The 23,256-nt window shown below is 42.7% G+C and carries 16 protein-coding genes and 2 tRNA genes; 9 read left to right on the top strand and 9 right to left on the bottom strand.

Annotated features, from left to right (window positions below):
- Nucleotides 1-152 precede the first annotated feature (152 nt).
- Nucleotides 153-476, top strand: a complete 324-nt coding sequence (locus tag K2Y18_08260) for a YnfA family protein (protein MBX9805727.1) — start codon at nt 153-155, stop codon at nt 474-476.
- Nucleotides 477-495: 19 nt separating this feature from the next.
- On the opposite strand, the gene K2Y18_08255 is transcribed toward K2Y18_08260, so the two are convergent.
- Together K2Y18_08255 and K2Y18_08250 are read right to left on the bottom strand one after the other, a co-directional pair.
- Nucleotides 496-2,835 (bottom strand): hypothetical protein, encoded by a 2,340-nt coding sequence (locus K2Y18_08255; GenBank protein ID MBX9805726.1) that lies wholly within the window; start codon nt 2,833-2,835, stop codon nt 496-498.
- Nucleotides 2,810-4,333, bottom strand: coding sequence for a hypothetical protein (locus K2Y18_08250; GenBank protein MBX9805725.1), 1,524 nt, complete (start codon nt 4,331-4,333; stop codon nt 2,810-2,812). Before K2Y18_08250 ends, K2Y18_08255 begins: the two co-directional genes overlap by 26 nt.
- Before the next feature lie 645 nt (nt 4,334-4,978).
- Here K2Y18_08250 and K2Y18_08245 point away from each other — a divergent pair.
- The gene (locus K2Y18_08245; GenBank protein MBX9805724.1) at nt 4,979-5,350 is read left to right on the top strand and encodes a hypothetical protein; all 372 of its coding nucleotides are present in this window, start codon (nt 4,979-4,981) and stop codon (nt 5,348-5,350) included.
- Between the two features lie 61 nt (nt 5,351-5,411).
- Here K2Y18_08245 and K2Y18_08240 read toward each other — a convergent pair whose 3' ends face one another.
- From K2Y18_08240 to K2Y18_08230, 3 genes are all read right to left on the bottom strand, one after another.
- Nucleotides 5,412-6,587, bottom strand: coding sequence for a tyrosine-type recombinase/integrase (locus K2Y18_08240; protein MBX9805723.1), 1,176 nt, complete (start codon nt 6,585-6,587; stop codon nt 5,412-5,414).
- 183 nt (nt 6,588-6,770) lie between these two features.
- Nucleotides 6,771-6,846 (bottom strand) — tRNA-Lys (locus K2Y18_08235).
- A gap of 60 nt (nt 6,847-6,906) precedes the next feature.
- On the bottom strand, nt 6,907-7,395 hold the full coding sequence (locus K2Y18_08230; GenBank protein MBX9805722.1) for a GyrI-like domain-containing protein: 489 nt from the start codon (nt 7,393-7,395) through the stop codon (nt 6,907-6,909).
- 178 nt (nt 7,396-7,573) lie between these two features.
- On the opposite strand from K2Y18_08230, the gene K2Y18_08225 reads away from it, so the two are divergent.
- The 3 genes from K2Y18_08225 to K2Y18_08215 all read left to right on the top strand — a co-directional run bounded on the left by K2Y18_08225 (nt 7,574) and on the right by K2Y18_08215 (nt 13,181).
- Nucleotides 7,574-7,648: transfer RNA gene (locus K2Y18_08225), tRNA-Gly, on the top strand.
- Between the two features lie 42 nt (nt 7,649-7,690).
- Nucleotides 7,691-8,194, top strand: coding sequence for a DNA-3-methyladenine glycosylase (locus tag K2Y18_08220; protein ID MBX9805721.1), 504 nt, complete (start codon nt 7,691-7,693; stop codon nt 8,192-8,194).
- Between the two features lie 70 nt (nt 8,195-8,264).
- On the top strand, nt 8,265-13,181 hold the full coding sequence (locus K2Y18_08215; protein ID MBX9805720.1) for an NAD-glutamate dehydrogenase: 4,917 nt from the start codon (nt 8,265-8,267) through the stop codon (nt 13,179-13,181).
- Here K2Y18_08215 and K2Y18_08210 read toward each other — a convergent pair.
- A complete protein-coding gene (locus tag K2Y18_08210; GenBank protein ID MBX9805719.1) occupies nt 13,178-13,747 on the bottom strand; it encodes a hypothetical protein in 570 nt (189 codons plus the stop codon). The genes K2Y18_08215 and K2Y18_08210 overlap by 4 nt on opposite strands.
- 185 nt (nt 13,748-13,932) lie before the next feature.
- Between K2Y18_08210 and sdhC the strand changes: the two genes are divergently transcribed.
- The 4 genes from sdhC to K2Y18_08190 are packed head-to-tail and all read left to right on the top strand — an operon-like array spanning nt 13,933 to nt 17,287.
- A complete protein-coding gene (gene sdhC / locus K2Y18_08205) occupies nt 13,933-14,337 on the top strand; it encodes a succinate dehydrogenase, cytochrome b556 subunit (protein ID MBX9805718.1) in 405 nt (134 codons plus the stop codon).
- Nucleotides 14,334-14,705: a succinate dehydrogenase, hydrophobic membrane anchor protein gene (sdhD, locus tag K2Y18_08200; protein ID MBX9805717.1), complete on the top strand. Its 372-nt coding sequence runs from the start codon at nt 14,334-14,336 to the stop codon at nt 14,703-14,705. The genes sdhC and sdhD overlap by 4 nt, the downstream gene beginning before the upstream one ends.
- A 10-nt stretch (nt 14,706-14,715) precedes the next feature.
- Nucleotides 14,716-16,497: a succinate dehydrogenase flavoprotein subunit gene (sdhA, locus tag K2Y18_08195; protein ID MBX9805716.1), complete on the top strand. Its 1,782-nt coding sequence runs from the start codon at nt 14,716-14,718 to the stop codon at nt 16,495-16,497.
- Between the two features lie 13 nt (nt 16,498-16,510).
- Nucleotides 16,511-17,287: a succinate dehydrogenase iron-sulfur subunit gene (locus tag K2Y18_08190; GenBank protein MBX9805715.1), complete on the top strand. Its 777-nt coding sequence runs from the start codon at nt 16,511-16,513 to the stop codon at nt 17,285-17,287.
- A gap of 12 nt (nt 17,288-17,299) precedes the next feature.
- On the opposite strand, the gene K2Y18_08185 is transcribed toward K2Y18_08190, so the two are convergent.
- From K2Y18_08185 to K2Y18_08175, 3 genes are all read right to left on the bottom strand, one after another.
- On the bottom strand, nt 17,300-19,708 hold the full coding sequence (locus K2Y18_08185; GenBank protein ID MBX9805714.1) for a sel1 repeat family protein: 2,409 nt from the start codon (nt 19,706-19,708) through the stop codon (nt 17,300-17,302).
- Between the two features lie 420 nt (nt 19,709-20,128).
- Nucleotides 20,129-22,252 carry a hypothetical protein gene (locus K2Y18_08180; protein ID MBX9805713.1) on the bottom strand — a complete coding sequence of 708 codons (2,124 nt, stop codon included), beginning with the start codon at nt 22,250-22,252 and terminating at the stop codon, nt 20,129-20,131.
- A 2-nt stretch (nt 22,253-22,254) separates the two neighbouring features.
- On the bottom strand, nt 22,255-23,013 hold the full coding sequence (locus K2Y18_08175) for an F-box protein (GenBank protein ID MBX9805712.1): 759 nt from the start codon (nt 23,011-23,013) through the stop codon (nt 22,255-22,257).
- Between the last annotated feature and the right edge of the window lie 243 nt (nt 23,014-23,256).

Raw genomic sequence — 23,256 nt, 5'->3', positions numbered from 1 at the left:
TAGGTTTATCTCTCTCAATACCGGGGTCTGCTCTTAAGGTATAGAAATTTCATTAGGCGTTGCCGTAAGTAGATAATACGATGACCTTGCTGCACCATAATTGATTTGTTAGGTTGATAGCTATTAAAATACTAAGCATTTGGTGAATTTGAATGAAAATCTTTTTAGCGTTAATAGGGGCATCGATCGCAGAAATAGCAGGCTGCTTTTCTTTTTGGACATGGATGAAATTAGAGAAGACTATCTTTTGGTTAATTCCTGGAACCTTGTCTTTATGGGTTTTTGCTTACCTATTGACATATGTGGAATCGGATTATGCTGGACGAGCTTATGCAGCATATGGCGCGGTTTACATTTTTTCTTCGATTCTCTGGATGCATATCATTGAAGGAAATGCTCCAGATCGATTTGATGTCATTGGTGTCTTTGTGTGTTTAATTGGTGCCTCAATCATCCTTTTTGGGCCACGAGGTTAAAAACTTAAATATTACTTTTTTACATAGGTGCAATTATACCTCTTTCATCTAGATAAATTAAAACCTCTTTTGTTCTAAAGTGATCTAGCCCAAAAATATCCACCTGTTTTTTAAGATAGGTATGAACCAATGGCTCATCTTTTGTATCCGCCCCTAAAATGGCTAACTGTTTATAAAGATGACTTACGTCATCAATTTTTTGGTTCTTCAAAATCTTGTTAAAGATCTCTTCGCTTTTAAGGTAACTAGCCTTTGCAAGATGATACTCTTGAACTCCATGGTACAACTTTCCCAGCTGTAAGTGAGCAAAAGCTTGATCGCGGTGTTTATCTGACCCTTTATAAATATTTTCAAAAACTCGCACCCCCAAATCAATAAATGATTTAGCTTTGTCAAAATATTTTGCTTCTTTAAATAGACACATTCCTTTGAGAACATACACCCTTCCAAAAAAGTTATTTTGATCATTATCCCCATAGAACTCCTTACCTTGTTGTTCTGCCAAAGATAAAATACTTTTGGATTCTTCGATCTCTCCTTTTTTAAGACATGCTTCTGCAAGTTGGTAAAGAGTAAAAAAGCGCATTGACGGATGATAAGCGGCTTGTTGATCTAACAAACCCCTGTATTTCTCTGTTAGGGCAATTGCTTTATCAATTTCTCCTCGATCAATGTGATACTTTGAGGTAGCATATACATATAGACAATTATGTTCGGGCGCCTTTGATAAGACGAGTAATTTTTCGCCAGCTTCAACAAATTTGCTTGCTTCTTCTATCGTTCCTGTCAACGAACAAAATTGAATCAGATTTGAATAAAGCCGTACTTTTTCTTCATGCATTGTTTCCTCTGTGTTTAGAAGCTTTAAAGTTGCCTCACCAATTCGTTTTACCTTTTCAAATTCTGATCGTACCGCAGAAAGAATAAAAAGGTTTGTGTGGTAGAGGATGTTATCTGCATTAGATATTGTTATCTTATTTTCTAAATCATTCTTGATATGCTCTACGATTTTCTTCCCAGTATCGAAATCCCTCATATAACCAACTAAAACATTTAATAGGCTAATTCTAACGGAAGATAAACTTGGAGAATGATAATTGAGGCTATCCGCTTCTTCAGATAGTTTGATTGTATGCAACAATGGGGCATTGTTTTTTAAAAGTTCTTTAGCAATATCACCTGCCATACCAGCGAAAGACTCTTGCAATATCAATATAGCTTCGTCAATACGCATCCTTTTTTCGCGATCGAGGATTGATGAACTGACAATCTCTTGGATTAAATCTTGCATGGTTAGGTAAACCTCTTTATTGGTTTTTGAATCGGTCACTTCAATGAGAGAATATTGTTTTATTATACTCACCAAAGTCATTATATTTGTCTTAATGCCTTTTGCAATTACCCATTTTTCAATTAAATCCATAGCAATTTCATCACGGTGAAGTAAGGAGAACAAGCTCAAAAGTTGATATGCTTCTTCAGAGCGTTCTCGTAATTCCTTCATGTTAATTTGAATGGCTGCCAATATATCTTTTTCATAACCGTCTATCGAACTACCAAACTTATTAGTAGACCTTCTTTGAAAAGGCAGGTTCAGTTTTTGTCTTGTATGTTTACTCAAATAACGTTCAATGGTCATACTTGGGTAGCTTTTAATGTAATCAATTGCTATTGCTAAAGCCGCTGGACAATCCCCCAAATGATCAGCGAGTTTGTATTTTGAACTATCAGGATCATTAGGTAAGAATAGGTTGATATATTTCAGAGAATCCGAGCGCGGAAACGGTTTGATCTGAAGAGAGTTGCTCGAAAAATTACCATTCTTAGTCGTGATCAGGGTATGAATTGTCTTGTCGTGTGAAAATAAAATATATGGTTCAATCTCAGAATAAGTTTGCGTATCATCAAAGACAATCAAGCATTTGAGATTCTTCAGCCGGATTCCTTCCTTAACCATGCTGATCAATCGCTCATGGCCTATAGCGCCAATGGAATTTTCAATGTTGAGTCCAAGGACGGAAGACATCGCGAGAGCAAATTTCTCAAATTGCGGTTTCATATATTGGTTTGCTCGAAACCACCACACCACATCATAGTTGGCAAAGTTTTGATAGACGAACCGCTTAGCTGTTTGTGATTTACCAAAACCTTGGGCGCCGCCAATAACAGCTGTTTTAAGGGGTGCAGAATTAAAAAGATTGAGAATATCATTCAGAATATCTTCTCTTCCAACGAAATGAGGGTTTTCAGGTGGGGCGTTCCAGACAAGTGGAAAAGGTTTTGAATGAGTTGAGGCTTGCCAAAAGATGAAGATCAATAGGATTTTAAAGAAGCTAGTTTTTGAATAACCTAACCACATTATTGTTTTGCACCTCTTCCTCTTGAAAGGGAAGTATGAGGCAGGAAGTGTTTAAGCCATTGGTCTCTTTTTTAGAAGAAAAGCTCAGACCATTTTCCCGACATATATCTTGGAAATTATCATTACTAAAGAACAAATCAAAGGACTTTTTGATAAGCTTATCTGTTGATCCTGTGTTTGTGTACCCATTGTCGAGGGTTTCTAAATGAAAGCTGTTCTCATCCTCTTTTAAGGAAATGGATACAACGCCATTCTTTGGAACACGATGGATAGCTTTGCCCAGAACATCCATAAATAGAACCTCCATCAGCAAGGCATCGCTTTTGATGGTACAAGCGTTTTCAGGGAGGTTTATATCAACAGAAATGTTTGATTTGTGGGTCTTCTCCTTAAAGAGTAGGAGTGTGCACAAAATTATTTGCTTTAAATCAACCTTCTCTTTTTCCAAGGACTTACCCAACCCCAAGGAAAGGGATTGGGCCACCTTTTGACATTCGTGAATGATGTCGAACTGGTCTTGTTCTGGTAGATAAATCTTTGGATTTTGATAGGATTGACTTACCACATCTAAGGATTGGGTAATCCATGTTGCACGCTGCTTCTGACGCATCCGAATCGCCCCTTCCAATTTAATATGAGATTGGCGCGAGACCTGAAGGCTCTTCATCGTTTGTTCACTCTCATTCAAATCTTCTTTTAATTCACCCGCTTCTTGTGCTGATAGGGTTAGGGCTTCTTCAAGGTTTTGTACCTGCTGGAAATATCTTTTTCGAGTAACGCGTAGAGTCATAACGATTCCCCAAGCCAGTAGCATGACTAGGGCGAAGGTTACGCCACCTAAGATGGTGAACTGATGCCTGTTTTGGTTAACAAATTCCCTAAAACCTATGGATGCTTTGCTTTCAAATTTGATGGCGCCATCTGTCACAAAATACTTAATCTTCGAGGGAGATCCGAAATAGGCACGTAGCGTGGGGTGATAGATCCGGACCTTTAAAACACCATCAACGACCCCATGTTTTGATACGGGCAGCCGCCCCAATAGAAAGTTTTCCTTCCAAAAAGTAATCTTTTCTTTCTGAGATAGTTCTGAAGGTGAATATATTCGATCAGAGTCTCGCACACCTAGCCTTGTAATGACACCCTTTGGCTCGGAGATTTGATGATAAGAAACAGTTTGAAATGCGACGGGTACTTGATTAATGGTCAAGTACGTTAGGGAAGTAATAATTTTCTGAAGTCTTTCAAGGTTGCCCTCCGCGGCTTCAATACGTGACCCAGTTAGCTTCAAAACTTTAGTGAGTTCTTTTAGGAGAACGGATTCTTTATGCTTTATGTCATTGATCTCATTTGTCTGGGCTACGTGATAGACATCTAAATATCGCCTATACTCGATATAGAGACTTATGCTCACAATCAGGCTGGTTAGGATGAGCATCAGGGTCATCGTAACGACACCTGGCATAATGACACTGCGAAGTCTATGAGCTTCTTTCATCCTACAACCTATTCTAGACAAGTCCTCTTCTAAAATCGTACCGCTGATTTTCAAAGAAATTCAAATGTTTTTAAACGATTGTTTCAGAATAGTTAAACTGTTAACGCGCATTATGCTTGCTGCGCAGCCTTGTTATCGTGTTGTATTAATGTCAATAAGTTGAAGAATCGAGGTAATTATATAGTTTTTTCTTGATTCTTGAAGACCTCCCTTCTAAAGTAAAAGGGAGGTTCAAGATTAGTGACGGACTACGCGCTTTTCTTACCTCATTGTTAAATAAGCGTGGCACCCGAGCGCTACTAACGCCCTGATGCCACTAACCACAATCAACCACTGGAGGTTAATCATGGCTAAAACCAATATAGCTCACACCGGGCGCATTTTCCAAGAACTGATCAAAAGAATTTGGCATAAAACTGGCTCGCCAGAAGTGTGTCTCGATTGAACATTTTCATTTGAAGGGGGCAAGGGTTTCCTTGCTTCCTTCTTGTTGTGTGATGTTTGAGACAACTTCTTTAGGCGATTTTTTCTTTGAATTGGTTCATTTTGCCTTAACGGCAAGTTGATTCACTATGCCTAAAATTCAGGGTTGAAGAGCCTCTCAAACATTCATACGTCGATTTTGTAAAGACAAGGAGACAGTGAATGATAAAAATTGTGCCTTTAGATGGAGCTCCAGCTGAATACTTTGAAAGTTTCGATGAATTTTTTAAGGATGTCACCACAACTGAAAATACGAAGCTCGTGGATGATCAACCTGATCTTTCGCAAATGAATTGGAGCTTTACGATCTATCCATCCAAGCGGGTAGCCGCCCTTTATGCTCACACTAAAGACCCATGTGGGGCGATGCAGGAAGCGTTCGAGGACAATCTACCCTTGATCGAGATTTGCACAGGCGATTACAAAAAGCCCTTGTACATCGTCCTGACCCCGAACGTTGATATGGATTACTTGAAGCGAAAATGGTGCATCGATTATTGCACGTTTCACCATTTGCTGGTGAGGGAGTTTTGAGAGCGTAGAATCTTTCAAGTTCATGCATAATGGTTTGTGCCAAAAATTCTTATACTTTAATTTATGAGCCACTATTCGTATTAAAGTTCCCCACTTTAGTACCAAACACCTCGGTCGCTTTCCGTAAGGGCTCATCGGCTAAATGCGCGTATCTTTGTGTCGTAGACGCCTGGGTATGGCCCAGGAGTTTTCCTACGATGCTTAAACTGAGGCCGCTGGAGACCAAGTGAGACGCATGGGTATGGCGCAAATCATGGATGCGAACGTTCTCCAAATTTGCTTTTTTAATGATACTATGCCAGAACGTTTTGATTTCCTTCAGTGGCTCGTCTTTAATACGCCCAGGGAATAGGTATTTGGATGGTTCTGTAGATAGAATTGGGGGAAGATTCTTCAAGATGTGCAAGAGTTCCATGGTTTTGTCCGAAAGGGGGAGATGTTCTTTCTTCTTCTGCTTCGTGATGTGAGACGGCTTTGTCCAAATCCCTTTCTCAAGGTCAAATTGATCCCAGGTAGCTTGCAAAGCTTCGCCTTTGCGAGCGCCAGTCAACAATAAGAACTTGAATACATAAGCCGTCAAATTTTGCGGATATTGATCGAGAATACCCCAGAGCCTCTGTAGCTCTTCATCATCGAGCCATCGATCCCTTTTTTCTTCTTGATATTTAGGAATTCCTAGCACTGGATTATCGCTTCGCCATCCCCAAGAAACAGCCAGCGAGAACATTTTTGACAACAAAGACAACATTCGATTCGCCTGATAAGGCGTGTTCTCATGGCGAAGGTGGAGGTTCTCGATATCCCGCCGAGTAATATGTGCAACCTTTCGCCCCTGCAAAGCAGGAATGATAATGTTCTTTAAGAGTTTTTGATCTTCTAGGAGACTCTTAGGACGCTTTTTTTGGCCGTGTCGTTCGAGATAATCAGTAACGAGGTCATTAAAAGTCGATAGGTTTCGGACCGTTTTCTTTTCTGCAACAGGATCAATACCTTGCGCAACGCTTGCAAAATGCTTCTTCGCAAGTTCTCTCGCCTCTTCTGCCGTGATTGACCCATGAACACCCAGCTTTAAGCGCTTTTGGTAATGAGCCGCGTTTCTATATTGAATGACATAGGTGGTCCTCCCACTGGGAAGCACGACGACCCCAAACCCCTTAAGCTCAGAGTCCCACGTCGTAATGGGTTTTGTCGGATGGAGCTTTATGCTTTCCACAAATCGTCTTGTTAGTTTTGGCATTAACAACCTCCAATCTTGAAATGTTCGTATCGATATAATGATACATTCCGGAAAAATGTGCCACAAAAAATTATCACCAAATTATCACCACTCGAAACCACTTCGAGCAGCATTTTCCAAGAACGAGATAGAACGACATGCATCTCGAGGTGTTTTGAAAGCTAGGGAAAGATTGGGTTTTTGTGGTGGGCGCTGCAGGGATCGAACCTGCGACCCGCTGATTAAGAGTCAGCTGCTCTACCAACTGAGCTAAGCGCCCCCCTCAAGTGGAATAGCAGAAATGGGACGCCCTTGTCGACTAAAAACTATGGCCGAAACGCTACTTAATGCCAATATAAAGATCAAATGTTACATTTTGGGGGTCTGCGGCCCGCTCATCATAAATTTCAAAGTCCGTGCGAAACCCGCGTGAGCCGCCCAAATCCTGAGGGGTCATTTGCCATATCTTCTGCCAGGCGCCAATGACCACATCCGGCATAGGGCCAGCTTCCGTTGTAAACTTGGCATAAGCTTGAGGAGGGATAGTTAGTGTTTGAAATCCTTCAGGCACATCCTCAAAAGAACTCACTTCTTCCCCAATAAAGTAGGTGTAGTCCCCCGTGGTATCACTCTCATAATCCGTAAAGGCACAATAGGTTGTTTGTGGCTTTAAACGGTTGGGAATTTGGGAGGGGAGCCCTCCAAAAAAGTACTTTTGCACGGTCGGTGAGATTTTGGCGAGGGTTGGGTTGATTTCGTTTGCATTATTGGTTCGAGCCGTAATCCCGATCAACTTCATTTCCTTTAAGCTTGTTTGTGTTTGTTTCACTTATTGATTCCTTTTCTTCGATATCTCTGAACTTTAAATATCCTGAATCAAATTAGAGATCCTTTCAATAGAAAAGCGCCTCTCAAGGCAATCCGTCTGTTAAGCAACCTATTAGGAAATATAAAAACGGGCTTGCAATTCTCTGAGGAACAGGTATGATTCCTATTGAATAAAGCGGGCGGGCGTAGCTCAGGGGTAGAGCACAACCTTGCCAAGGTTGGGGTCGAGGGTTCGAATCCCTTCGCCCGCTCCAATTCATTCTCCTTTAATTGAAGACCATTACAGCCTTAAGAAGATGACCATGAGTCGTTTAGATCGTTCCTTTTTCTTAAAACCAACGGTAGATGTTGCCAAAGCCTTGCTAGGTAAGAGACTGACTTTTCATGATTTTTCTGGAATTATTACGGAAACAGAAGCTTATCATCAAGATAATGACCCCGCCTGCCATGCCTATAGAGGAAAAACCCCTCGAAATGCCGTGATGTTTGGGCCGCCTGGTCATGCTTACGTTTATTTCATCTATGGTATGTATCATTGCTTAAATATTGTAACGGAACCGGATGGTATCGCAGCAGCGGTTTTGATTCGGGGCCTTAAAATCGATTCCCTTGATCTCAACGGTCCTGGGAAGCTGTGCCGCCATTTGAAGATCACAAAAGATCACAATGCCCTAGACCTAGTGACCTCTGATCACTGTTACATCAGTGATGTTGGCCTAAAACCTAGATTTATAAGCACCCCCCGCATCGGCATTCGCGAGGGTCGAGACAAGTTATGGCGCTTCGTTACTCAATCTTAACTCTCTTTCCTGTAAAATTAAGATAGAGACGGCTTTTTTAGCGTATTTTAGACACGAAGGCTTGGGGTATATGACGGTGTTTGATACAAAACCGAACTTAATAGCAGCCATTTGTCGGGAAATTAAGGGCAAAACCCCTCGTGATGACAAGAATTTAGAAATATTCGCATTTCACTTCTTTAAGCGCGTACCCATTGAATTTCTTCAAAAAATGCTTGTTTCTGAATTGATCTCTATCGTCCATGAGGCTTGGAAGCTCTTTATAATCCGTCTTCCTCAAGAATCTCTTGTCAAAATTGATGAATATAGACTGAGTCACCACAGATTGCCTCGATTAGGCATATTTATGGTGAACATAGATCAGCCTTTTTTGGTCGACAGTATCACAACATTTCTTGAGAAAAATGGATTCAAAATTGAACTCATGGTGCATCCAGTCCTTGGTGTGCAACGAACACAGGAAGGTGAGCTTGTTTCTCTTGTGGATTTAAAGGATACCAACCCTCAAATGGGTCTTGCTGCGGGAAGTCAGCAGTCAAGTTTTGACCTCATGCCTGATTATTTTGATACTCAAAATCCAACCCCGCTCCTAAAGGATATAGACGCGACCCACCAACCCGAATCCATTGCTTTTATCCAAATAAAATCGGATATGAAGAAGAAGCAAATCGAAGCCTTACAAAAGGAAATCAACAATCTCATAACACAAGTTCGTAATGTGGTGTTGGATTGGCCTTTAATGAGGAACCAACTTAAAATTGTACAAAACGATATGGATGGTTTACCCCTTGCTCAAAAATTGCCGACACCGGCTGAGCGTCAAGATTTAAAGGAACTTCTCATCTGGTTAGAGGGTGGCCATTTTGTTTTTTTAGGTGTTCGATATTTCTCAGTATCTACAAAAAGGGACCCTCAAGAAAACGCGCCAATATTGTGCGTTGAGGCCAATTCAGATGATCTTCATTTAGGTTTGTTTCGTGATGAGGCTTTTCGAAATAATGACGATTTACTGCCTATCTTTTGCAGAACGCGCCTTACGAGAGATAGCAACAAATCCGTACAGTTGCGCCTTCCACCGTTATCAATTACCAAGACGAGTGCACGCTCAACCGTCCATCGATCCTCACGGATCGATTCCATTGAAGTTATCGATTGGGATCATGATGGAAATCCCCAAGGTCTCTTCCAAATTATTGGTATTTTTACAAACGCAACCTTTACAGGCTCCGCCTTTAACACTCCCATAGTTGGCCGTAAGGTCCGCAATGTCTTTAATCAATTTGGTTTGGCACCACAATGGCACGATGGCAAAACGCTCATCAGTATTATCAATAGTATTCCGCGTGATGAACTCTTCTACCTCGATGAGGATCAAATTTTTGAGGCCAGCCAAAATGTGTTGAATATGAATGACCAGCATTCCTTAACACTCTCGATTCGCCCAGATACATATGGCCGTTACATCACAGCGATGGTTTTCTTACCTCGTGAAAAGTATAGTGTGTCTTTAAAAGACCGCTTTGTTAAGCTCTTAGAATACCACCTGAAGGGGAAGATGAGTTCAGAAAATATTCTTCTTGGTGAATTGGATTATGCGAGGCTTATCTTTGTTATTAGCTATTCTGAACCCTGCTTAGTTGACTATAATCAAGCGGATATAAAGAAGGACCTCTTGGAGGCTGCTCTTAGTTGGGAGGATTATCTAGAACGGCTTATTAATCGTCATTATGATGAAGAAGATGCCTCAACCCTTCTTGCACGGTATCAAAAGGCATTTCCACCTGCTTATGTTGATCTGTTCAAGCCTGAGGAAGCCTTGATAGATATTAGTTATATTGAAAAAACTGGGGAGGCAAAGCCCATTGATCTTTACCTTTATAAGGATAAGGATACCAGAACCTTAAGGGTAAAAATCTTTCATGCGCACCATCCTCTTTCCTTGTCGACCCTATTGCCTATCTTACAAAATTTGGGGCTCCTGGTCATTGGGGAAACTTCATATTCCATAGAAAAATATGGCACACAGGTGTTTATTCATGTCTTTGAGATTGACTCACACGGGGTTGAAAATTGGAAAGCGAACCATGAAAACTTGAGGTCTGCTTTTCTTCACATTTGGGATGGTACTGTTGAAAACGATGTTATGTATCAACTCATTCTGAAGGCTGGTTTAAATGTAAGCCAGGTTACCTTGATGAGAGCGTACCTGAAATTTTTAAGGCAAGTTCAAGTGCCGTATTCTATTGGATATTTAGAAGAAACCTTGAGCAATTATCCCGAAATCACCCGCTATTTCGTCGATTTGTTTGAATTACGGTTTTCTTTGAAGTCTTCAAAGGCCAACGTGCGAGAAGAAGCCATTCTTGTTGTAGATATCCAACTTCTCTTGGAAAAGATAGATCGTTTGGATCATGACCGCATTTTGCGACGTGTTCTTAATGCAATACTTGCGACCGTACGGACGAATTATTTCCAGGTTAAGGAGACGGAAGGGTTATCGGCCACTGACTTAAAACCCTATCTCTCCTTCAAATTTGATTGTCGTAAATTAGAAGATTTGCCTCATCCCCTGCCTTTGTATGAAATATTTGTGTATTCTTCAAGAGTAGAGGCGATCCACTTAAGGGGGGCAAAAGTATCCCGAGGGGGGATCCGATGGTCAGATCGCCCCGAAGATTTTAGGACAGAAATTTTAGGATTGATGAAAGCGCAAACAGTCAAGAATGCTGTGATCGTTCCTTTGGGTTCAAAAGGGGGATTTGTTGTAAAACATCAGGACAAATATACCAATCAAAGTGACCTGATGATTGAGGTGGTAAATTGTTATCAAATGATGATCTGTGGCATGTTGGATATTACGGATAATTTGGTTAAAGGGAATGTTGTTCACCCCCCCCAAGTTAGGTGTTTAGATGAAGATGACACATACCTTGTAGTTGCCGCTGACAAAGGCACAGCTGAGTTTTCTGATATCGCCAATGCTCTTTCACAAGATTATAATTTCTGGTTGGACGATGCCTTTGCGTCTGGAGGTTCTACCGGATATGACCATAAGAAAATGGCGATTACGGCTCGAGGCGCGTGGGAATCTGTTAAGCATCATTTTCGAGAGATCAAACAGGATTGTCAAAGCACACCTTTCACCGTTGTCGGTGTCGGCGATATGAGTGGGGATGTTTTTGGAAATGGCATGCTGCAATCGGAAAAAATTCGACTTGTGGCAGCATTTGATCATCGACATATATTTTTGGATCCGGACCCTGATATGGACATAAGTTTTAAAGAAAGAAAACGCTTATTTCAAATGCCTCGATCAACCTGGAAAGACTATAATCCGGCTCTTATTTCCGCAGGTGGCGGCGTTTATGACCGAAAGGCAAAGTCCATAAAATTAAGCGCGCAGTGTCGCAAAGCATTTAACATATCTCACCCAGAAATTACACCGGATGACCTTGTAAAAAGTCTGTTGTGTTTGCCGGTGGATCTCCTTTATTTCGGGGGCATTGGAACCTTTATTAAAGCAAGCACAGAAACGCATTCAGATGTGGGAGACAGGACGAATAATGACATAAGGGTTGATGCAAAATCTGTTCATGCAAGGATCATTGCTGAAGGGGCTAATCTTGCGGTGACGCAAAGGGCCCGCGTTGAATATTCCTTAAAAGGAGGACATATCAATACAGATGCCATTGATAATTCTGGGGGTGTTGACTGCTCCGACCACGAAGTTAATTTGAAAATTCTTTTTAGTACAGTCGGTAAATCCCTTTCCCAGAAGGACCGTAACAACCTTTTAAAAGAGATGACATCCGATGTTGCTCAATTGGTCTTAATGGATAATTATCGCCAAAATCAAATATTGACGGTTTTGGAAGCAACAAAGTCATCGGACCTGAATACATATCAATCGTTGATGCGCGCCTTTGAATCGGAAGTTGGCCTTGATCGATATCTTGAGGCTTTGCCCGACGATGAAGCCATAGACCAAAGGCGCGCTCGCAATCAAGGATTGACGCGGCCAGAACTATCCGTCCTGTTGGCGTATTCCAAAAATACCTTGTATGAAAAAATTCTCAACTCAACTTTGCCGGATGCTGTTAGCGCGCGTGCGTGGTTTAATGGGTATTTTCCGAAAATCATTCAAGAGCAATTTGTAAAAGCGATGGCAACTCATCCTCTACGTCGAGAAATTACTGCGACTGTTCTTGCAAATGAAGTGATCAATCGTGTGGGGCCAACCTTTATCTATAATATCTCCCAAACGTGTGGGGTAAGTGATGTTGAGGTTGTAAGTGCGTTTTTTATGGCCAGTCAGGTTTTAGAACTTAAAGATTTATGGTTTGAAATTGATCGACTTGATGCTCTTATGGTGGTGGATGTCCAAACCCAAGTCCTGATAGATATTAAGGAGTCATTGGAGCAAATAGTCTTATGGTTCTTACGCCATGAGGAAGTAAAACCTTCAGACTTTTCAAGCCTTCATTCTCTCTTGACGCAATTGCCTGGCAAGCTTCATGGGGATCAAGAAAACATCTTTAATGCGCGAAATCAAGGGTTTCTTCAAGTGGGAATCCCTCCAGCTACGGCAATAAATTTCTCTATGATTCCCTTTTTACCGGCTCTTGTCGATATCATGTATTTAAGCAAAAAACAACACAACGCTCTTGTGGTGGCCAATACCTATTTTTCATTGCGGTCAAAAATTGGGTTGGATTGGCTCTCCCTTCAAGCAGCTCAAATTCATACTGAATCAGAATGGCAACGCAGCGCTCGAAGTATTTTGATTGATGACTTGGCCCAAATTCAAGTGAAACTCACGAATCGTGTCATGAGTGAAGAGAAAGATTGTGATGTTGACGCTTGGATGAACAAACACAAAGATAATATCCATCACATCCGTCCCATTTTGGCAAATCTGAAAAGCGCCGGGCATGCGGATTTGGGGATGCTCTCTTACGCCATGAGACAGTTGGAGCGCCTTGTTTAAGGGGTGACTTCTTTGTCGTGCTTCAACAAGCTTAAGCGAACATTGCCGTATTGTTTATTCACAACAAAACGAAGCAAGTAGATATAAATAACCACTTCTATTATTAACCTATTGAAACTGACTGATGATATCTCAAAGAAGTGAGGGAATGTCATGTAGGCTAAATCACGTCCGATCATATAAAAACCTGATCTCCAAAAATATGCCCAACTGACATAAAAGAGCGCTGGCCAGAATCCTGGGGTTTTCTTGTCCATAGGGGGAACAAACGAAAAAGAAAAATCCGAGTACTTTAATCCGATGATCAGTCGAAATAGCAAGCAGTTCAATAAATATATGAAAAAGAGCTTGAGGGCATAGTTTATGCTGGGAGAAAATTCAAAAAAGCCAGTCCACTTTTTTTCAAAACGATCTGCTTCAACCTCCTTATAGACACCGTAGGCGAATATAATCACAAAGACAGGGGAGATCCATAAGATTGAGCGCCAAAATTGTGACCAGTAGATTTTTGCAAGTCGAAGATAGGTAGCCTCGACTTCTTGGGGGGTTGTTTCTTTTTTGGACATATTCTTATTCCCGTCAGGTGGTTTATGCCCTTTAATGACAGGAACTCATGTCAAATTCAAGCTTGAAACGTGAATTTTACGTGATGTGTATGTCGCACAATGTATTATCCCCACGAATCTTGACAGGGGCCTTGTGGCACCTTACGCTAAGAGCAAGATCTTCAACTTTTAGGTAAATTTTAACGATGCCCGTTGTCCCTCCCTCTTCGATACAACCTCGGCCATTGTCGCCGCATCTCCAAGTCTATCGCCCCCAACTCACCACTGTTCTCTCCATTCTTCACCGCTTTACGGGCATGGCTTTAAGTGCAGGCACCCTTCCGTTGGTTATATGGTTAGGATCGATTGCGATGGGCCAAGAGACATACCTCAACGCTTCACTGTGGTTCGCATCCCCCCTTGGGGTGACCCTGATGTTAGGATGGGCTTTTTGCTTCTATTTTCACCTGGCTAACGGTATCCGCCACTTGTTTTGGGACATGGGGGTGGGTTTTGAGCTTCCAACCGTCTATCGCACCGGTTGGATCGTCGTTGGATTTTCTACTTGCCTAACGCTCTTAACTTTCTGGTGGATGGTGACTCCCTCATGACAAAACTTCAAGCATCTGGAGGTTCTTCTCACAACGGCGTAGCCCATTGGAAAGGCCAGCGCGTTTCTGCCGTGGTGCTCATCTTTTTGAGTATATGGTTTCTCATGGAGATCATGCGTCATACCCAGTCGGCTTATCCTGTAGTTTTGGCTTGGGCTTCGAGCCCTTGGATTGGGGCTGCTTTAAGCCTCTTTGTCGGGATGGTTTTTTATCATGGGGCATTAGGTTTGCAGGTCGTCATTGAAGACTATATTCCCAATCCTTTTTGGCAGAAGACCCTCATCCTGGGTGTAAAAGCGTTTAGTTACGCCCTGGTTCTTTTGTCTTGGTTTTTTATCATTCGCATCGCAATTATTGGCAACGGATAGGACACCTTTCATGAAATCACAATATCCCTTTGTGGATCATCATTACGATGTCGTCGTCGTCGGTGCAGGTGGAGCGGGTTTGCGCGCGACGCTCGGCATGGCAGCAGCAGGCTTAAAGACCGCTTGTTTGACCAAGGTATTCCCCACACGTAGTCATACGGTTGCGGCCCAAGGCGGTGTGAGTGCCGCTTTAAATAATATGGGCGATGGGGATGACTGGCGTTATCACTTTTATGATACCATCAAAGGCTCTGACTGGCTCGGAGACCAAGATGCCATTGAGTATATGTGCAAACATGCGATTCCTGCGGTCGTTGAGCTGGAGCATTATGGGGTTCCTTTTTCAAGAACATCTGAGGGTAAAATCTACCAACGGCCCTTTGGAGGGCATACTATTGAACAAGGCAAATCTATGGCCAAGCGCGCCTGTGCGGCAGCCGACCGTACCGGCCATGCCATATTGCACACTCTTTACCAACAGTCCTTAAAGCATCAAGCGGAATTCTTTGTTGAGTTTATCGTTCTCGATTTGATGATGGATCAAAAGGGCGCGTGTTGTGGCGTTGTTGCTTGGTGTTTGGATGATGGGTCCCTCCATCGATTCCAAGCGCATCAGGTTGTTTTGGCCACAGGCGGTTATGGACGTACCTATTTCTCCTGTACGGCTGCGCATATATGCACAGGGGATGGCAATGCAATGGCGTTGCGGGCAGGCCTACCGTTACAGGATATGGAGTTCATTCAGTTTCACCCGACGGGTATTTATGGGGCAGGGTGTCTTATTTCAGAAGGGGCTCGCGGAGAAGGGGGATATTTGACCAACAGCGAGGGGGAACGGTTCATGGAACGGTATGCGCCGCACGCGAAAGATCTTGCCTCTCGGGATGTGGCAAGTCGGGCCTGCACCATGGAAATATTAGCGGGAAGAGGTGTTGGGGAACACAAGGATCATGTCTATTTACACTTGGAACACTTGGATCCAGAAGTCTTGCATGAACGTCTGCCAGGGATCTCTGAAACAGCGAAAATTTTTGCCGGCGTGGATGTCACAAAAGCCCCAATCCCTGTTTTGCCGACCGTGCATTATAACATGGGTGGTGTTCCCACAAATATTCATGGGGAAGTGATTTCTTCTTCTAAAGAAAAAGTTGTCCCCGGCTTGATGGCGATTGGGGAAGGGGCATGCGTTTCTGTTCATGGGGCCAACCGTTTGGGGACAAACTCCTTGCTGGACATCATCGTCTTTGGTCGTGCCGCTGCCCTTCGAGCGGCCGAACTCATCAAACCCAGTACGCCTCATCATCCCTTAAAGAAGAGCGATGGTGAGCAAGCGATTGCGCGGTTGGATCACCTTCGGTGTGCAAAGGGAAATTACAAAGTGAGCGAGATTCGCCTCAACATGCAACGCACGATGCAAGCCCATTGTGGGGTGTATCGAAATGATGCTCTGTTGCGCGAAGGACAGAAAAAGATGTCGCAAATTGTGGACTCCTTTCAGGATGTTCAAGTGAATGACCGGTCCATGATTTGGAACACGGATTTGCTGGAAGCTTTGGAGCTTGAAAATCTCTTGCAGCAATCAACCGTAACATTAGCATCCGCCCTCAACCGTGAAGAGAGTCGGGGTGCTCATGCCCGTGAGGATTATCCGGATCGGGATGATAAAAAGTGGTTGAAGCATACATTGGTTTGGCTTGAAGAAAAGGGTGCAAAGTTGGGGGATCGTCCCGTTCACTTGCAGACGTTGACCGATGAGGTCGACTCCATTCCTCCCGCAAAACGTATTTATTAAGAAAGGCAAAGTCATGGTTCAGCTTCGTTTGCCCGAAAACTCCCGGATCAAACCCGGTAAAGTCTATAAAGCCGATCCCACAGCAACAACCGTGAAGACGTTTCAAATCTATCGCTGGAACCCGGATACGCCTGACAACCCAACCTACGATCTATTTGAGATTGATATGGCCACCTGTGGGTCGATGGTGCTGGATGCGCTCATAAAAATTAAGGATGAGAAGGATAGCACCCTTGCCTTTCGGCGGTCTTGTCGGGAAGGTATTTGCGGAAGTTGCTCGATGAATATTGACGGCACCAACACGCTGGCTTGTATTAAACCCATTTCAGAGATTAAAGGAACTGTGCGTATTACGCCCTTGCCCCATATGCCTGTTGTGAAAGATTTGATCCCTGATCTTACTCAAGCTTATGCGCAATATGCAGCTTCAAAGCCTTGGTTGCAGGCAGAGTCTCCCGTTTCTGATCGGGAGCGTCTGCAAAGTGAAGAAGATCGCGCGAAGTTGGATGGATTGTGGGAATGTGTGTTGTGCTTTTGTTGCACAACCGCGTGCCCCAGTTATTGGTGGAATGGGGATAAGTTTTTAGGCCCAGCGACCTTGCTTCAATCTTATCGGTGGATTATCGATAGTCGAGATGAGAATACGAAAGAGCGTCTGAAGGACTTGGAAGATCCTTTTAAACTCTATCGGTGTCACACCATTATGAACTGCACCAAAACCTGCCCAAAGGGATTGAATCCCGCCAAAGCGATTGGGGAAATTAAGAAAAAAATGAGTGAGGGCGGATAGAAGAAACCTCATTTATGGCCGTGCGTAATTTTGGAACGGCCCCAGCTCCTCACATTCGATAGCGGCCCAGTACTTGTAGGGCCGTGAGTCTTTTATATACCCATAAAGCATATCCTTGAGTACTGCTGCCGCCTCGAAATAGCGGTATTCAGTTGGGTTGTCATCATAATCCCTTAAGACTCGGACGTGCGGGCATTCACGTTCAAGAACCACTTGTTTAAACTGCAACATCGCCTCAGCTTTCTTAAGATCTTCTTGGGTTACTCCTGGAAATGATTCCTCTTTCATCTTTTTGTTGAGACCAAGTTCATACTGGATCTCTTGAGTTTTACGTATGCTCTGCAAAGTTTCTCCAAAATACAATTGATCCATATCTTGATCCTGGGCAGACAAACCATGGACTTGTTTAAACTGCAACATCGCCTCATCTTTCCTAAGATCTTCTTGGGTTACTCCTGGAAATGATTCCTGTCTCATCCTTTGGTTAAGACCTAGCTCAAATTGGATATTTTGAGTTTTACGTAGGTTCTGCAAGGTTTCCCCAGAACACACTGGATTCATATCTTGATCTTGGCCACACAAATTATGGAGTAGAATCAAAAATTCATTACATATTTTTACATTGGGATCCCCAACGGTCAGATAATCCTGTCCATTGATATGGTAGAACCTGATCGGAAAAATTGTTTCCAAACTTTCTAGATTCTCGGCGGAAGCTTCCATAGCCAGCGGATAGGGAACATCTGGAATCCATGAACCCTGCTTTACCAAAGTTAATACCTCTGGACTTGTCGGAATAAAACATTTGGTGTTGTCATGTATTGAATTCAGCAAGGCCTGTAAGCGAGTGAAGATCATATTCTCTGAATCCCACATCTTGGATTTAGCCTCAATCTTGGATTTAGCCTCATTCGGGTATTCAGCCACATCAGGACTGAGGGATGATTCGTGGTTGAGTTTAGGTTCATACTCGTGACAGATAAGTGCTGAAAAATGAACCATTTGCCCCAAAAGATTCAAACCTTTTCCTGCTCCCATATATTCTTCTTTAGGGTCAATCTGATGAACCGGCTTGGTTTCTTGTTTGCTTATATTTCCGAAAATTTCACAGATTCTTGTCAGTGGCGAATCCCCCCGAACGAAACATTCAAACTCATTCGCAATTGCATACCATATATACCATCCAACAGCTTCTTGCTTGTTCGCCGGCGTATCCTCACAGCCAACTCCCTTTTTCAAACAATTTGCAAGGTTTCTTGCCGCATCTACGTCTCCGCTCTCGGCGGCCATTCGATACCAGAGAACCGCTTCTTGCTCGTCCTCGTACGTACCCTCACACCCGATTCCTCTCTTCAAACAATACGCAAGATTAAACATCGCTTTTGCATCTTCACCCATAGCACCCTTTCGATACCAGAGAATAATGTTTTGCATTAGCTCCTCCTGAGGTTCCTCATAATACCTCTCCATCCAATATTTATAATACCAATCCCCAACCTTGTTCATCGCGGGGAGGTGCTCTAGATTTGCAGCCTTGAGGTACCATTGAAGAGCTTCATTCTTGTCCTGCACCGAAATCTCATCACTATCGCGGTGGATTCCTTCCCGCAAGGCATTCCCAAGGTTCATCATCGCTTCTATGTATCCGCCCTCTGCGGCCTTTCGATAACAAGTAATAGCTCTTTGCTTGTTCTGGAGTGTATCCTTACAACCGACTGAATTTTCATAACAAAACCCAAGTTGATTCATTGCCCATAGGTTTTCACGCTTAGCGGCCACTTGATAGCATAAAACTGCCTTCTCCTTGTTCTCGACCGTATCAGCATAACCGATTGCATATTGTAAAATTCGCCCAAGATGGCACAATGCTTCTGTCTTTCCGCCCACACCGGCTTTATGATACCATGGGCCAGCTTTATTTTTGTTCTCGGGTGTATCCTCACATCCGATGGCATATTCGTAACACAGTCCAATGACGTAGCTAAGTGAATGGTCTTGCGGATGTTTCTTTGACACCTCTATGAGTGTGTCTATATTTTGAGCTCTAATAAATATTTTGAGTTGTAGGGGCAGATCCAATAACTCAGAACAGTCTTTCACCAATCCTAATATTTCTTCATCGCTCAATACTACCTCATTTTTTTTCAAATCGTTATTTGATGAGAGGGCTTGTTTTTTCTGGGGCGCCGGGTTTTCCACCTCGTCTGAGGGAGGTCTCTTTCCTTCGGAGTTGGGCTCCTCTTGAGCACCATGAATCGTTGTTTCCTCTTCGGCGCTATCCATATTCATGGTATTGGGTCTTTTTACCGCCATAGAGTGTGGGAGCATAGATTCGGGGTCTCTCTCCCGCTTTTCCCCTTCATTTGCCAGAAGCGGCGCCGCAATAAAAAATAAGCTAAGAAAAAGAGGCGTATATTTCATATCTTGAACTCTAAATATAACAATTTGAAGATTGATACTGGCGATGACAGGCCAGTTCTATGGATATGTTTATAGGAGCATTATTTTGCAGATGCAAGTCAATTCAACAATTAACCTAATAAAACAAGGTCGTAAAGATCTCCAATAGTTTATTTTTCAACTCTTGATCAGCTTTATAATTATCCAGACCAAACCTTAAATCCCACGATCAGGTGATTTTGGAACATCAAAAGAATGGGGTAAAAGCCCCTTTTGTCTGCGTCATCATCAGAGGAGCGAGACAAGCATATTAATATCCACAAGCTGCTCAACATCATTATAACCATCAAAGTCCATCCCCTGTGCGGTGTGGGAAAACCTTAAGTTAAGGGCCACAATCAGTGATGTGGCCCCCAAGTCCAGTTTTTTTGCATGGGCCCTTTATTGGGGCGTCTTCTTAAAAGCATCGATAAGTTTGGGCAAATCCACCTCGAAGGTTTCCCTAATATCTTGCTCAATGTTATTGCCCTTTATAGCTTTCAGTGTTTTGTAGTGTTCTTGTGCTTTTAAAAAATATTCAAGGCTTGCGGGGGCATTAACTGGTCCACGTCCCTTAAGTATATGAACTTTGAAAAAAAAATTGTAAGCTGTTGTTAGAGTGTTACGTGATACCTCTTGATTCTCTTCTTCCCCACCCAATCTCTCAATAAGCTCAATGGCTTTTTTAAGGTGAGGGATAGCTTTTTGAGAGAAACTGATCTGTACCATCTCATACGTACTTTTTGATGCAATAAGAAAACTCAAAGTCCCAGATCTTAGATAGTCGATTACAGTTGCTTGCTCAGGAAACAGAAGGCATAGAGATTCGTGCACTTCTAACATTGCCAACTGAATGTCTTTATCCGGAGACCTTATGTCATCTGCGGTGAAGAGGTTTGCAGCACGTCTATAGTCTTCATAAGCCAAGATTTTCTTATCTTTTGAATAACCTATTTGTTTCAGGATTGGACATACCCTGCTGCGAGAAGTTTTTCTCTCCTCATCGTCCTGAGATAATTCAATTATTTCATGATGAGCAGTAAGCAAGGTTTTATAAAGAAGACCCTTTTTGGCTTCGTTGAACCTCTCGTAATATGGAGCGTTAGTCCTAGCATAGTGCACAGAACCAAAAGAAGCTGCTGTCTTGAAGAGTCGCAGTCGGGCCTCTCCCTCTACTCTTACTGGTGTGTTTGCAAACTCACAACAGGTATTAATAGCCAATTCGAGATCTTCTAGCGTTAGCCATTTGGCCTCAATATCCTGGATACTTTGAATCAATTCCACAGCTTGACCTAAATTTCTTCTGCCAACTTCTTGATTCTCTGATTTTTGTGAGATCAATAATTTTGACTTAGCCGCTGTTAAACAGATTGACTCAAAATCTTGATGCTTCTTAAAAGCTTGATGATTCTTGCTTAAATCAGGTATCCCATCAAAACAGTTTACAACCTGTAGATAGAGGGCAACAGATGCTTCAGCATTTGCAGCTAACTGACCCGCTGTGAAGAAGGCTTCCATTGCTTTTTTATAATCACTAGGCGTAGGGTTTTTCGTGTGGGTCAATATCAGTCGATAGACTTCCGCAGCCCTCGTAATAGCCTGACATTTCATAGCCCGGTGTGCATTATCTAATTTGTAAGTCCCGTAGGCGCACATAAAAGCCTCCGCTGCCTGCTCGAGAACCTTTACAGAGGGTTGACGATCCTGTTCGCAGGCTTTTTTAAGGCTCTCCCCTGCGCTCATATAGCGTGTGAACTTAGTGTCCACGTTCTTTACTTTAGTAATATCTTGTAGATCACGATTTGCCGCTTCTATATGGTCTTGAGAAGTAGCGCCCTGCTCTTCATCATCATTACGGCCAAGATTATTAAGGCCATGGGCAGGTTGACATTTCCGCAATTCCTTCTCAATTTCAGCTGTAAGACTCTTATTTTCTTTTCTATCTTTTGTTGCCCCATGATTCATGAACTCTGCGTATTTTTTGGCTTCAGTAAGAAGGGGTCCCTTTTCTTGTTTAGGAGCATTATTTGAGGCTTCAAGGAGTACTTCGGCAATTTCTCGTGCCTGTTGTGATTGTGCTGGCCTTAACTCCCCACTTAAGTGTTTCAGACGATAACCCTCCTTGTAAGCTTCGGCTGCCTCTATGAGAAGATCGCATTTTTCTTGCCTATTATTTTTAAGACCAGCAGCATTCCGAATTGCGATAGCGGCTCCACGAAAATCTCCTGCTTTTGCTTTACTTCTCAGCTTCCCAGTCATATGTCGGGCCATTTTCAATTGATCGGAAACCCTATCTCTCTGGACATCTTCTTCCTCATCCAAAAGTTCTATATTTTTCATTCTCTCCGCTAGAATGTCGCAATAGCTATTCACCAAACTGGCAAAGTGCAAAAGAGTTGTAAGATCACGTGAGGCTCCCAAAACACCTAACGTAAGGGGGTAGTAAACCCGCTTTATCTTTTGTTCAGCTTCTGTGCTAATGAGATCATAAGGCAAAAAGCCTACTACTTTAGCTGTTCCATACATCTTTATTCTAAATTGGTCACAGCCTGGGTCAGCAAAAAGTTGACATAGCTTCCAGGCCTTTGCATGCGTCCTCCAAATTTCCTTTTTTTATCCGTCACTTCGCCATGATCACCGAGTGTGGAGTTATCGCGTTTGTACATTCTTTCGGATGCTGGTCTGTCAAAATAGCTGAAAAAGAAACCCCGAAGCTTGGTAAAGCAATTTCGATCCCGAAGGAGGTGTTGTACCAACTGCTCAGTAATAGCGCTCTCTAAATTCAAAAGGCGTTCAAGCCCCTGATTGTCGAGGTTAAATTTCAAAGTAGCCAAATACCAATCCTTACACGCCCCTGACACTCCTCGATAAAAGTCCCAGAGGCTTAAATTATCAAAAATCTTTAGCAAGAGGTCCGAAGGGAAAAGCTTCAGCAATGCAACAGATTTCTCCGTAGCGCCTAGATAGGGAACAGGGGCAGAGTTTACCTCCACAGGCTGGAGTTGAATTTCGGAAGCTACTTCAATTTTTCGCTTCTTCACCGCAGTCGTTTCTGGATTATCGTTAAGCGTAATAGGGGCGGTCACTTGTGCCTTTTTATCAGATGCTCGCTCTAATCTTTGTTTCTTCCCCGCCCTCGGATTCGGGTCGGTCACTCGTTCCTGATGATCAGGAGAAACTGAGATACTTTCCTCATAATCCTCATCTGAATCAAAAGAATATCCAGGCAAGCAGGGTGTGGTAAGCAGTATGGCAATTATTGTTTTTGTTATCAGTGATGTTTTCATAGTTTTATACTCCGTATGTTAATTTTTTATCTGTGTCTCGTAATTTTCAGGCTTATCTGTTATTCCTTTGATCATAGGGATCACCTTTTCTTCCATTTACTCGCTTTGAGGTTGAGCTATCTCATTGTCAGCTAGACTCTTCCCTACTATTTAGGGAATGGGGAGCATTAGAAACATCTAGGATCCATATTTGGATTGTGCAGAGGTCTGTATCTGTTTTGTTTGATGTTATACTTATATATA

It is taken from the genome of Alphaproteobacteria bacterium, assembly GCA_019746225.1.
Lineage (GTDB): Bacteria > Pseudomonadota > Alphaproteobacteria > Paracaedibacterales > VGCI01 > VGCI01.
This window is presented reverse-complemented; position numbering and strand designations above follow the sequence as displayed.

Excerpts from the sequence above, each read along its gene's own strand:
- K2Y18_08260 (MBX9805727.1), top strand. The coding sequence starts at position 153 with ATGAAAATCTTTTTAGCGTTAATAGGGGCATCGATCGCAGAAATAGCA.
- K2Y18_08255 (MBX9805726.1), bottom strand. The coding sequence starts at position 2,835 with ATGTGGTTAGGTTATTCAAAAACTAGCTTCTTTAAAATCCTATTGATC.
- K2Y18_08250 (MBX9805725.1), bottom strand. The coding sequence starts at position 4,333 with ATGAAAGAAGCTCATAGACTTCGCAGTGTCATTATGCCAGGTGTCGTT.
- K2Y18_08245 (MBX9805724.1), top strand. The coding sequence starts at position 4,979 with ATGATAAAAATTGTGCCTTTAGATGGAGCTCCAGCTGAATACTTTGAA.
- K2Y18_08240 (MBX9805723.1), bottom strand. The coding sequence starts at position 6,587 with ATGCCAAAACTAACAAGACGATTTGTGGAAAGCATAAAGCTCCATCCG.
- K2Y18_08220 (MBX9805721.1), top strand. The coding sequence starts at position 7,691 with ATGACCATGAGTCGTTTAGATCGTTCCTTTTTCTTAAAACCAACGGTA.
- K2Y18_08215 (MBX9805720.1), top strand. The coding sequence starts at position 8,265 with ATGACGGTGTTTGATACAAAACCGAACTTAATAGCAGCCATTTGTCGG.
- K2Y18_08210 (MBX9805719.1), bottom strand. The coding sequence starts at position 13,747 with ATGTCCAAAAAAGAAACAACCCCCCAAGAAGTCGAGGCTACCTATCTT.
- sdhC (MBX9805718.1), top strand. The coding sequence starts at position 13,933 with ATGCCCGTTGTCCCTCCCTCTTCGATACAACCTCGGCCATTGTCGCCG.
- sdhD (MBX9805717.1), top strand. The coding sequence starts at position 14,334 with ATGACAAAACTTCAAGCATCTGGAGGTTCTTCTCACAACGGCGTAGCC.
- sdhA (MBX9805716.1), top strand. The coding sequence starts at position 14,716 with ATGAAATCACAATATCCCTTTGTGGATCATCATTACGATGTCGTCGTC.
- K2Y18_08190 (MBX9805715.1), top strand. The coding sequence starts at position 16,511 with ATGGTTCAGCTTCGTTTGCCCGAAAACTCCCGGATCAAACCCGGTAAA.
- K2Y18_08185 (MBX9805714.1), bottom strand. The coding sequence starts at position 19,708 with ATGAAATATACGCCTCTTTTTCTTAGCTTATTTTTTATTGCGGCGCCG.
- K2Y18_08180 (MBX9805713.1), bottom strand. The coding sequence starts at position 22,252 with ATGTATGGAACAGCTAAAGTAGTAGGCTTTTTGCCTTATGATCTCATT.
- K2Y18_08175 (MBX9805712.1), bottom strand. The coding sequence starts at position 23,013 with ATGAAAACATCACTGATAACAAAAACAATAATTGCCATACTGCTTACC.